This is a genomic window from Butyrivibrio sp. XBB1001 (assembly GCF_000424505.1).
In the GTDB taxonomy this organism is placed as follows: Bacteria; Bacillota; Clostridia; order Lachnospirales; family Lachnospiraceae; genus Butyrivibrio.
Genome location: NZ_AUKA01000006.1, coordinates 16,200 through 27,992 on the forward strand (window position 1 = coordinate 16,200; position 11,793 = coordinate 27,992).

Here is an 11,793-nt window from a genome sequence, read left to right on the forward strand (position 1 = left end):
TTTTTGCTCCTGTTAAACCAAGCACTTCGTAAAGCCCAGAACATCAGTCTCTGCGTGCATGGGCACTTGAGACTGATTGGTCTTTCCTCCGTGGTTTAAAAAGTCGCAAAATATTGCGCACTTTCGCCTTTCTGACGATTGAGCCAGCCTCTTATACCGGAAGTTTCTGTTCCAGACGGCACTTTTATAATTGTCAGTTTTCTTGATGTTTCCGCTGCTTTACCTAATTGTCAGATACTTGCATTGGCCATTGTCTTATTATGCTAATATCGTTACTTGTTACTCTGAAAGCTTTTCTCTGTTGAAGTCAATATATCTAATGGTTACTAACATTTCATTAGATATTAGTTGGTCTTCTTGTCATACGCCATTAAAATTGCTTTTGTAATAGTTACGATAAGTGGGTTTGGATGTTTCATGCAATAGTATAGGAGCTTGTTAGCTTTGGATGTGACATCAACTTCGGTGCTCTGGATGAGTTTTTTGATATCAGTCCGCCACATAACATCTCTAACGCGCTTTGTTGTGTTTCCTTCTGTGCATCTAAGTTCGCTCTTCAAGACAACAAAAAGCATTCTCAGGTATTCTCTATCCATCTGCTTATCAGCAGTTGAAATTCCCTTTTTGTGGAGAATGTCTCTAAACACTCTGTCTGTAAGATCCAAATTCTTAAGAAGTCTTGAATCATAGCCATGGGACATTGAATCAAATACTAGTCTGTAATGATAAAAATAGCTGTCCTTGACAACAACAAGTCTCATGCAGTCACAGAGGCAAGGAAGCATGATGTTTACATCTTCGCTCATCTTAATTGTTTCATCACAGTACTTGATATTATCAAGCACGAGCTGTCTGGAGATGAGTTTCATGCATCTGGACATGGTGACGGGGCGGACTTCCTCGCCTAGGAGTCTTGTTCTAACCTCATCAAGTTTATCTCCTGTATATTCACCCGGAGCAAGGCTCTGGGTTTCCTTGCGGCGTTCGCCAGCCTTTTCCACAATATAGTTGCTGGAGATGATCTCGCTCTGAACAAAGGAGTCATCCGACTTGTCTCCACCTTTTCCAAGGCTGGTATAAGGGTAGAGGGACTTGACCAAATCTTTTTCTACCCAGTCATCACTATCGATGTAGCAGACGTAGGGGGATGTTGCCTCTTTAGTACCTCTTATCCAGGCGGAGGTAAGGCCTCCGTTTTCCTTGTGGATAACTCTGACTCTGTCATCCTTTTTTGCATATTCATCGCACATCTGAGGACTTATGCCATCTGTTGATCCATCGTCAACAAGAATAATCTCTATGTCCTTCTCTGTCTGTGCAAGGACTGACTCCATGCACTGATCAAGGTATTTAGCTGTATTGTAAACTGTGAGTATTACACTGACCTTGCTCATACTCCGCTTGCTCCTTTTTCTTTAAATAATCTCATCATCTCGTTAGTAAGGCTATAGTCCGGAACCTGGAGAATGACGTCTTCCGGAGAGACCCACTCGGCGTATTTCAGCTCAGACTTATCCATCTTAATTTCTTTATCCCCATCAACCTCACAGAAAAATCCAGCCAGGATGTCAAGGGCAACGCCCCAGGGCTGTGACTTGTAGTAACGGATATTTTTAACACTAAGGCCCACTTCCTCCTGGACTTCCCTTTTTACTGTCTCTTCCAGGGTTTCTCCGATTTCTGTAAATCCTGCAACCAGAGCATTCTGGGCAAATCCAGTCCTGTACTTGGTCAAGAGTATCTTATTATCTTCCCTGTCTATCACGCCTATTATAACAGCCGGGTTTATTCTGGGATAAACCTTGTGGCCGCACTCCGGACACATAATAGCCCTTTCAAGAGTATCGTGCTGCGTTTTATGACCGCATTTTCCGCAAAATCTTGTTCCTTCATACCATTCATTTAAATGGTACGCTGTGTACAGGGCAAAAATAAGATGCCTTGGTCCCATGCCGCTTCTGCGAAGAGCTGTCAGCTTTGTATATGTAAGACCTGACTCAAGCTCTGTTTCATTAGATTCTCTTTCGCAGTTTTCCACATCTCCAGGAAGCAAAAAGAGCTTCTCCTCATCAATCTTAAAAAGATATATAGCCTTTTCTCTTTCCTTCTTGGAAATGTCAAAAAAGCCTGGAAGCTGAATTTCCTCAGCCTTATCTAGCTCCTTTACCAGTATTTCCCTGTCAGAAGAAGGGCCTCTAAAGCATACGAACCTGCTGCCTTCATCTGGTCTTTCCTGGGGATAATAATGATTATCAATTTTGTATGGTGAAATATCCTGTATCATATTCTTCTCATATTCTAAGTCATTTGTGACTCATAACGTTCTATTCATTACAATGTACACGATGCCCGTAACAACTGCATCATAGGTCTGTAGTTCTCATATCATTAATCCTGATACTTAGTTTATAATACCCTTTCTATGAATATTTTACTATCTGAAATAAATTTTCAGATACTTGTCCACCAGTAAACGAAAATATGATAAAATCTAATTTGACATCAACTTATTTCGTCCTACTTTTGGAGAAAACTCTATGTCTAAAAATAAGCCAAATCTAAATACCGTCTATGTTCCAGAAAGGCTAAAAGAAGAAATCTGCAATATATCAAACTGTCCACTAACCACTGTTGTTGCACCCATGGGATATGGCAAGACAACGCTTGTAAACTGGTATCTTGGGGAATGCTCTAAAAAAGATAATTCTCTTGTTATAAGAATAAATATTTATTCAGAAAACCTGGCTATTTTCTGGAAAAGCGCTCAAGACGCATTTTCTTTTGCCGGACTTACATTTTTATCAGAATATGCCTGCCCCACTGATGCTATAAGCGGAGGACTTGTAACTGACGCCATTTGCAACACACTATCAGGCAAAAGACCTGTCTATATTTTCATTGATGATTTCCATCTTCTTACAGATGAGACCGCATCTACATTCCTGTGCGCATTCGCAAGAAGAATTCCTGACAATATGCATCTGGTCATTGCCGGACGTGACAGTTTCATGCATTCATCTGATGTTATAAGTCTAGGCAATAAGCTGTATCAGATTGATACTGAACAGCTCAGATTAACTTTTGATGAGATTGTTCAATACACACACAAATGTGGCATAGAAATGACTCCTGAAGAGTTGCAGCAGCTCTTTTACGTAAGTGAAGGATGGTATTCTGCTGTTTATCTGAATCTTAATACCTTTTCAAGACAGGGGCATCTCCCCAGCTCGGATTCAGATATCTATACCATGTTTACAGAAGCCATGATTGATTCTCTTCCTGATGATCAGAGGGAATTCCTTGCAGTTATGGGACTTGCTGATGAATTCAACCTCCCTATGGCTTCATTTATCACAGAAAATTCCGATGTCAGGAATATCCTTAATCATTTCACCAAGCATAACGCCTTTGTAAAGAAGTTATCTGACGGCCATACCTACCGTTTCCACCACATGATGAAAGAATGTGCCGAAAAGACCTTCTCTACATTAGACAGAGAAAAAAGAGCTAAATATATAAATCGCTATGGGGCCTGGTACGAAGCACATGATCAGTATATCCATGCCATGATAGCCTACAGATACGACGATAACTATTCCAAGATTCTACAGGTCATAGAAAAAGACGCCGGAGTACTTTTGTCCTACATAAAGCCCCAAAATGTCCTTAATTCCCTTGAGAATTGTCCTGAAAAAGTATTAAAGGCGCACCCTGCAGCTCTTTTGGTGCTTATGAGGTGCATGTTCAACTGGCACAATATACCTAAAATGCTGGAGTTAAAAGAGCTCCTTCTTGAATCTATAAAAGAGCATACTGAAATAAGTGAAGAGGAAAAAGGAAATCTTCTGGGAGAAAGCGATCTTGTCACAAGTTTTCTCATGTATAATGACATTTCTGCCATGAGCAAACTCCATCAAAGCGCAAGTCATCAGATGACAAGGCCAGCAATAAGTATCAGCAATACCGCCGGCTGGACTTTCGGCTCGCCATCTGTCCTTATGATGTTCTACAGACAGTCAGGCGATCTGGAAAAAGAGCTTAAGGAAATGGATGAGTGCATGCCTCATTATTACAAGGTCACAGACAACCATGGCTGGGGTGCCGAAGCAATAATGAGGGCAGAGGCTTCTTTTGCCCAGGGAAAGCTCTCTGACACCAGAATAGAACTTGAGCAGGCCTACGCACAGCTTAAAGTATTTCCGCAGGAAAATATCCTGCTCTGCTGTGACTTCCTAAGCCAGAGGCTGTCACTAATCACTGATACTGTGATAAAGGTTTCTCTGGAAGAGAGGTATAAAGAGCTTGTAGACCACCACAACAGTGGTTTTATAAATATCTGGAGTTCCATTAGTGCATACTTCTACGCGCTTTCAGGGGAAGTAGAAAAAATTCCCCCTATTTTCGCAGCACATAAAACAGAAACTATGAATGTTTTAGCTCCTGGTAAGCCTATGGTAGATATGATTGAGAATCAGGTTTACCTAGCTCAGAAGGATTACGCCAAGGTACTTGGCAAGAGTCCGATAATCCTTGGAATGTGTGATGCGCTTCATTACCAGCTTGTAAAGCTGCATGTAATAATTCAGTCGGCTGCTGCCTATCACATGCTTGATAAGCACGACCAGGGCATACAGCTTCTTAAAGAGGCTTTTGAGATAGCAGCTCCTGATAGCCTTATTATTCCTTTTGTAGAATGCTACTCATACATAAAAGATATTCTGCCAGATGATACTTTTTCACAAGAATATGGATCTCTTGTTGCAAAGATAAATAAGCTAGGAAAGAATCGCGATTCTTCTACTATTGTAATGAGCCTTCATGAACTGACTTCAAGGGAAAATGAAATTGCAGCCCTTATGGCAAAGCGTCTCTCAAATCGCGAAATTGCAGAAAGGCTCTTCTTGTCAGAAGGAAGTGTCAAGCAGTACAGTAATCAGATCTACTACAAGCTCCACATAGAGGGCGATACCAGAACCAAGAGAAAACGCCTTTTAGAGATGCTGGCAGGTAAGTAAAAAAATAAGAGACTTCATCAGTCCACATTGTCGATGAAGTCTCATTTTATAATCATATTAAAGTCTGGCAGATTTTATTCTATCAACTGCCTCTATAGTATTCTCTCTGCTTCCAAAAGCTGTGAGTCTGAAGTAATGCTCACCGTGAGGGCCAAAACCTGAGCCTGGAGTTCCCACAACATTTACATTTTCAAGAAGATAGTCAAAAAACTCCCAGCTGGTCATATTTCCTGGGGTTCTAAGCCAGATATATGGTGCATTTACACCGCCGTATACTTCAAATCCAGCTTCCTTAAGGCCATCATAGATATATCTGGCATTTTCAAGGTAGTAAGCCACCTGCTCTTTTATCTGTGCTCTTCCCTCAGGGCTGTAGCAGGCTTCTCCTGCCTTCTGGATAATGTAAGGAGCTCCATTGTACTTGGTGCCGTGTCTTCTGGCCCACAGTGGCCACAGTCTTTCTCCGCCTGCCTTAAGTTCTTTTGGTATAACTGTAAAGCCTAGTCTAAGGCCGGTAAATCCTGCAGTCTTTGAAAAAGATCTAAATTCAATCGCACACTCTTTTGCCCCGTCGCATTCATAAATGCTATGAGGAACGTTATCTTCAGTGATAAAAGACTCATAGGCGGCATCATAGAGGATTATTGAGCCATTTTTGTTTGCATAATCCACCCACTGCTGAAGTCTATCTTTAGTTATAACTGCGCCTGTCGGGTTATTGGGGAAACACAGGTAAATAAGGTCTGGCACCTCAGAAGGAAAGTCAGGAGCAAAGCCATTTTCCTTGGTGCAGGGCATGTAGATGACGCCTTTAAAGCCATCAGTTATATCGTCGTATTCGCCAGTTCTGCCAGCCATAACATTGGAATCAACGTAAACCGGATAAACGGGGTCACAGACTGCAATCTTATTATCCGCTCCGAAAATCTCCTGAATATTACTGCAATCTCCCTTTGCTCCGTCAGATACAAAAATCTCATCGGCTGAGATATCGCAGCCTCTTGCCTTATAATCAAAATCAGCAACAGCGCTTCTAAGAAACTCGTAGCCAAGGTCTGGTGCATAGCCCTTAAAGGTAGCCTCCTGGCCCATTTCATCAACAGCACTGTGAAGCGCCTCTATAATGGCTGGAGCGATTGGTCTTGTAACGTCTCCGATTCCAAGTCTAATAACTTTTTTATCCGGATTAGCCTCCTGAAAAGTTCTTACCTTCTCTCCTATTCTGGAAAAGAGATAACTTCCCGGGAGTTTTAAATAGTTCTTATTTATTGAAGCTGCCATACGATCCTCCTAAATTCAAAAGCCTTTAATACGCATAAAGGCGCCTTAGAGATGTTCTCTAAGACGCCTTTGTCTTTAAACTAAAAAGATTTTATGCCACTCTTTTTATGATGTCAAGAAAAAGGGGCATGTAATAATTTTATTTATGTTTCTAAATTTATGAAGTTTTGCAGCATAGTCTTTCCTTCCGGAGTAAGTATAGACTCCGGGTGGAACTGAAGGCCGTAAATCTGATAGTCCTTATGCTGAACTGCCATTATCTCACCATCCTCAGTTCTTGCAGTCACTGTAAGGCAGTCTGGAAGCGTGTCAGGATCAAGGGCAAGTGAGTGGTATCTTGCCACATCTGCTTTCTCGCCAAGTCCACTGAATATCGGACTTTCACCTTCAAAGGTTACAGTCGACTGTTTGCCATGCATTAGATGCCTTGCGTAGGTAATTGTGCCGCCAAATGCTGCACAGATTGCCTGATGACCAAGGCATACCCCAAGGATAGGTATCTCTTTTCCCAGTTCTCTTGCAGCTTCTATGATGATCCCGGCATCTTCCGGGCGGCCAGGTCCTGGGGAGATTATGATCTTATCTGGCTTAAGAGTTCTTATTTCTTCTATTGTCAGTTCGTCGTTACGGATAACCTTAAGTTGATCGCTGCTATTGCACAGCTCCCCCACAATCTGATACAGGTTATATGAAAAGCTATCGTAGTTATCAATTAGTAGTACCATATTGTTCTCCTCCTGCAGGCCTTTTAGATTTCTTCGATGCTGCTCTCCAAAGCCCTTAGGGCAGCCTTGGCTTTGTTAATGGTTTCTTCATACTCTTTTTCAGGGTCAGAGTCTGCAACAATTCCGGCTCCGCTTCTCACAAAGACTTTGCCGTTTTTCTTATAGACAAGTCTTATGGCAATGCAGGCATCCATGTTTCCTGAAAAATCAATGTAGCCTATGGCTCCGCCGTAAACGCCACGCTTGTTGTTTTCTAGTTCGCCAATAAGCTGACAGGCACGTATCTTAGGGGCACCAGAAAGAGTTCCTGCAGGTAGCACTGCTTCTATGGCGTCAAGGGCATCCTTGTCTTTTCTGATGATACCTCTTACAGTTGATCCTATATGCATAACATGTGAGTATCGTTCAACACTATGGAGTTTTTCCACCTCTACTGTGCCAAATTCACTTATCTTTCCCAGGTCATTTCTTCCAAGATCTACCAGCATATTGTGCTCAGCCAGTTCTTTTTCGTCGGCCAGAAGTTCTTTTTCCAGAGCCAGGTCTTCCTCCTCAGTTGCGCCTCTTTTCCTGGTTCCGGCAAGTGGGAAGGTGTGAAGTACTCCATTTTCAAGCTTTACAAGGGTTTCCGGGGATGCTCCTGCAATCTCCACATCAGTTCCAGCAAAGTAAAACATATAGGGGGATGGGTTGATGGTCCTTAGCATCCTATAGGTGTCAAGAAGGCTTCCTTCGAAGTCAGCGGTAAGGTAGTTGGACAAAACTATCTGGAAGATGTCGCCTTCATAGATATGTCTTTTGGCGCTTGTGACCATGCTGGCGTACTGGGCCTTGCTAAAGAGTGGTGTGATGGGGCTTAGGAGCTCTCCCTTTTTTTCTATCTCTTTTTCCCCGTAGGTAATAAGGTCTCTTAGATAATCAAGCTCTGCCTTGGCCTTCTGGTAGTTTGTTTCCAGATCGTAGCCAAGATCTACGTTGGTTATCAGGATTATCTTTTGTCTGACATTATCAAAGGCAATAACCTTGTCAAAGAGCATGAGGTCTACGTCCTTGAACTCTTCGTTGTCGTGGACCCTGACCTTGGCTGTAGGCTCTGAGTAGGTGAGGTAGTCGTAGGAAAAATAACCCACAAGACCTCCTGTAAATGTTGGAAGCCTATCAAGCTTGGGGCTTCTGTGACTTGCCATTATCTCTCTTATGTGGCTGGAAGGATTGGTTGTGGAAAAAGATTTATTTCCAATCTTCATCTGTCCATCTATGCAGGTGATCTCTAGCTTGGGATCAAAGCCAAGAAACGAATATCTTCCCCATCTCTCGTTGGCCTTGGCTGACTCGAGCATGTAGCAATGGGTTGATACTCTTTTTAGCTTGCGGATGACTTCAATTGGAGTTGTGAAGTCAGAGAGAAGCTCGCAGCTTACGGGAGCAATGTCGTAATCTCCGCTTGCTGCAAACTCTTTGATAGTGTCAAAATCTGGGTAGTAATGCATGTGTGCCTCCTCCTTTTGCTGTTCTATCAAGGAGGGTGGTAAAGTAATCGGAATCGAGTAGAAGACGTTTAGAAGTCCTTGATAGAAACTATATTGTTTCCATCAAGGACGAAATTTACGAAATATAAAATCCGCGGTGCCACCTTGAATTCATAGGGCTTACCTATGCTCTTATCAGGATACGGATCACTTGCTAAATGCCAACTATTTCATTTATATGCCGGCTAGTAATACATCATATCCCTGGCAACTGACGTGTGCCTTACGTCGCACGATACTCTGGCTCTTTTAATAAATCGTCCATTTGTCTGCGCCCTCAGGAGTCCATTCCCAGATCACTATCCTACCGCTTCCCAGCAACACGGCTCTCTCTTAGGCCTCATGAAAAGGTACTCCTCTCCTTCATCGGTTTAACGTGGTATTTAATTAAATACAAATTTACACTATCTGCTATTATACTGTCAACTATTTTATTGTGGACAATATATGGCTGGTAATCTGGTTAATTATGAACAAGTCAGTGCACCAACTTAGTTTCCTGCTTTGTAGCTCTCAATGACCTCTTTGATTCTTTTTTCTGGCTTAACAAGTCCATGCATTGGCTCGTTCTTGTTGAGAGTGTCAATGATTGCTGCTACATAGCGGTTCATGTTTATGCTATAGTAATATTCTTTTTCCAGAAGTTCAGGTTTTTGGTGAACCAGATTCGTTGTAAAGATTCTGTCAAAAAGTCCCTCTTCGTAGGCTTTATCAAGCTTATCAAAGCCACTTGAAAATAGTCCAAAGGTAGAGAATATAAAGACTCTTCTAGCGCCTCTTTCCTTGATCTGCTTGCATACATCTATAATGCTGCCACCTGATGCGATCATATCATCTACAACCACTGCATCTACGCCATGGAGGTCTCCACCGCAGAAGTCATGAGCAATAATAGGGTTAGTACCATCAACTATGTTGGAGTAGTCTCGCCTCTTGTAGAACATTCCAATATTGACACCGTAGACAGAAGCAAGAAAAACCACTCTTTCTGTGGCTCCCTCATCAGGCGCAATGAACATAAGATGATCCTTGTCTATAATGATATCCTCATATTCAGTAAGAAAACCTTGAGTAAACTGAAGCGCTGGAGATACATTCTCAATTCCCTTTAGAGGAAGAACGTTAGCCATCCTTGGGTCATGAGCATCAAAGGTTACAATTGTATCTACGCCTAGAAACTCCATCTCTTTTAACATGATTGCACAATCAAGAGATTCTCTTGTAGTTCTCCTGTGCTGACGTGACTCATAGAGAAAAGGCATGATCACAGTAAGTCTCTTGGCCTTGCCATTACAAGCTGCAATTATTCTCTTAAGGTCCTGGTAGTGGTCATCGGGAGACATGCGGTTCATTTCCCCATCCATCTTGTATCGGATTGAATTGTTACACACATCCACCATAATATACAGGTCTTTATCCCTTATGGATTCTGAAATTATTCCCTTGGCTTCTCCACTGTTAAACCTGGGACAATTGCATGGAATCATGTAATTCTCGGCACCGCGCCACTTACACAGTATGCTGTTTATCTTATCTCCCTGATCACTAAAGGATTCCAGTGCAATTAACGCTAGATCATCTTTCATAGGCTAATCCTCTCTTGTAGATTTAGTTATAACTAGCTTTTCTCTGTACCATGCATGCAATTTCTGAATTTGCATACACACCATAATATTACAATATCAGCAAATATATCATCAACATCAAGTACCATTTCCTCCATACATTTTCATTGACATGTTGAGGCAAAACCCCTAACATATATTTAAGCATGGCAAGGGCGCCAAAGCAGAGACATACTATGTCCTTCTGCTTTGTGCGCTCTTATTTTATATGATATGAATGTCAACAATAGTATTTCACTAATTCTTTAGGAGGAAATCATGAGCAAGTACACTAGAGAAGACATTTTCAGGATTGTAGAGGAGGAGGATGTTGCCTTTATAAGGCTTCAGTTCTGCGATCTCTTCGGCGTTCCCAAGAACATTGCAATTCCATCAAGTCAGCTTGAGAAGGCCCTCGACAATGAGTGCATGTTTGATGGGATTTCAATTGATGGCTTTACAAGAGATGATGAAAGCGACATGTATCTATACCCGGATCTTGACAGCTTTGAGATCTACCCCTGGCGTCCACAGGCAGGTAAGGTTGCAAGAATGTTCTGTAACGTTTATACCTCAGACAAGGAGCCCTTTACTGGGGACCCTAGGACAATTCTAGAAAAGGTTCTTAATAAAGCTAAAGCACTTGGCCTTAATTTCAAGGTTAATCCAAGGCTTGAGTTCTTTTTATTTGACTATGACGACAACGGCAATCCAACAGCAACCACCAAGGAAAGAGCAGGCTATTTTGATGTAGCACCTCTTGATCAGGGTGAAAATGTTCGCCGTGAGATCATATTAAACCTTGAGGAAATGGGCTTTACAATTTCCTCATCACACCACGAGATTGCACCAGCACAGCATGAGATTCAGTTTGACGAGGAAGATGCTCTTAGGGCTGCAGACATGATCATGACTTTCCGAATGGCAGTCAAGACTATTGCTAAAAAGCACGGTCTTTATGCAACCTTTATGCCCAAGCCTGTAGAAGGCATCAGCGGATCTGGTATGCATCTTAGTTTCCTTGCCCAGGACAGTCAGGGAGAAAATGTATTTGTTGATAAAAATGGTGATCTGTCTAACGTAGCAGGAAGCTTTATCGCAGGTGTCCTCTCCCACGCCAAGGGCATGACACTTATAACAAATCCTATCGTCAATTCCTATAAGAGACTAGTTCCAGGATATGATGCACCCGTAAATATTTCCTGGTCCAAAAAATCCAACGGCAGAAGCGCACTTATCCGCATTCCTTCAAGAAAGGGTGCAGCCACAAGAGTAGAGGTCAGAAACCCTGATGCAACCTGCAATCCATATCTTGCAATTGCACTGATCCTTGCCGCCGGCCTTGAGGGAATTGAAAAAAAACTCACTCCTCCTGCTGAGCTTTCTGAGAATATAAGAAGTATTTCTTTTGACCAGACCAAGGAAAGCGGTGTAGAGATTCTTCCAATGACCTTGGGTGAAGCTATATCCGCTTTTAAAGCTGACTCCTTTGGAAAAGATATCCTTAGTGAATCTGTTTACCACAAGATCCTGGAAGTCAAAAAGGCTGAGTGGAAAGAGTTCAGGACCTGCGTTACCAAATGGGAAATAGATAAGTACCTCAACAACTTTTGATTATCCTAAAACAGACATAAATACA

At 42.2% G+C, this 11,793-nt stretch carries 8 protein-coding genes; 2 read left to right on the top strand and 6 right to left on the bottom strand.

Annotated elements, in window-relative coordinates; translation table 11 throughout:
• Positions 1–344 precede the first annotated feature (344 nt).
• Together G631_RS20085 and nudC are read right to left on the bottom strand one after the other, a co-directional pair.
• Positions 345–1,394 carry a glycosyltransferase gene (locus tag G631_RS20085; protein WP_026488768.1) on the bottom strand — a complete coding sequence of 350 codons (1,050 nt, stop codon included), beginning with the start codon at positions 1,392–1,394 and terminating at the stop codon, positions 345–347.
• Positions 1,391–2,284, bottom strand: a complete 894-nt coding sequence (gene nudC / locus G631_RS0106545; protein WP_026488769.1) for an NAD(+) diphosphatase — start codon at positions 2,282–2,284, stop codon at positions 1,391–1,393. Before nudC ends, G631_RS20085 begins: the two co-directional genes overlap by 4 nt.
• 253 nt (positions 2,285–2,537) lie before the next feature.
• Here nudC and G631_RS0106550 point away from each other — a divergent pair, with 253 nt between their 5' ends.
• On the top strand, positions 2,538–5,015 hold the full coding sequence (locus tag G631_RS0106550) for a helix-turn-helix transcriptional regulator (RefSeq protein ID WP_026488770.1): 2,478 nt from the start codon (positions 2,538–2,540) through the stop codon (positions 5,013–5,015).
• Positions 5,016–5,072: 57 nt separating this feature from the next.
• Here G631_RS0106550 and G631_RS0106555 read toward each other — a convergent pair whose 3' ends face one another.
• The 4 genes from G631_RS0106555 to G631_RS0106570 all read right to left on the bottom strand — a co-directional run bounded on the left by G631_RS0106555 (position 5,073) and on the right by G631_RS0106570 (position 10,136).
• Positions 5,073–6,296, bottom strand: coding sequence for an LL-diaminopimelate aminotransferase (locus G631_RS0106555; protein WP_026488771.1), 1,224 nt, complete (start codon positions 6,294–6,296; stop codon positions 5,073–5,075).
• Between the two features lie 143 nt (positions 6,297–6,439).
• Positions 6,440–7,021, bottom strand: a complete 582-nt coding sequence (locus G631_RS0106560; RefSeq protein ID WP_026488772.1) for an anthranilate synthase component II — start codon at positions 7,019–7,021, stop codon at positions 6,440–6,442.
• Between the two features lie 23 nt (positions 7,022–7,044).
• On the bottom strand, positions 7,045–8,511 hold the full coding sequence (trpE, locus tag G631_RS0106565) for an anthranilate synthase component I (RefSeq protein WP_026488773.1): 1,467 nt from the start codon (positions 8,509–8,511) through the stop codon (positions 7,045–7,047).
• A gap of 530 nt (positions 8,512–9,041) precedes the next feature.
• The gene (locus G631_RS0106570; protein WP_026488774.1) at positions 9,042–10,136 is read right to left on the bottom strand and encodes a ribose-phosphate pyrophosphokinase; all 1,095 of its coding nucleotides are present in this window, start codon (positions 10,134–10,136) and stop codon (positions 9,042–9,044) included.
• 297 nt (positions 10,137–10,433) lie between these two features.
• Here G631_RS0106570 and glnA point away from each other — a divergent pair, with 297 nt between their 5' ends.
• Positions 10,434–11,768, top strand: coding sequence for a type I glutamate--ammonia ligase (glnA, locus tag G631_RS0106580; protein ID WP_026488775.1), 1,335 nt, complete (start codon positions 10,434–10,436; stop codon positions 11,766–11,768).
• Positions 11,769–11,793: the final 25 nt, after the last annotated feature.

Coding starts and splice junctions, on each gene's coding strand:
- G631_RS0106550 (WP_026488770.1), top strand. CDS start 2,538: ATGTCTAAAAATAAGCCAAATCTAAATACCGTCTATGTTCCAGAAAGG.
- G631_RS0106555 (WP_026488771.1), bottom strand. CDS start 6,296: ATGGCAGCTTCAATAAATAAGAACTATTTAAAACTCCCGGGAAGTTAT.
- G631_RS0106560 (WP_026488772.1), bottom strand. CDS start 7,021: ATGGTACTACTAATTGATAACTACGATAGCTTTTCATATAACCTGTAT.
- glnA (WP_026488775.1), top strand. CDS start 10,434: ATGAGCAAGTACACTAGAGAAGACATTTTCAGGATTGTAGAGGAGGAG.
- G631_RS20085 (WP_026488768.1), bottom strand. CDS start 1,394: ATGAGCAAGGTCAGTGTAATACTCACAGTTTACAATACAGCTAAATAC.
- trpE (WP_026488773.1), bottom strand. CDS start 8,511: ATGCATTACTACCCAGATTTTGACACTATCAAAGAGTTTGCAGCAAGC.
- G631_RS0106570 (WP_026488774.1), bottom strand. CDS start 10,136: ATGAAAGATGATCTAGCGTTAATTGCACTGGAATCCTTTAGTGATCAG.
- nudC (WP_026488769.1), bottom strand. CDS start 2,284: ATGATACAGGATATTTCACCATACAAAATTGATAATCATTATTATCCC.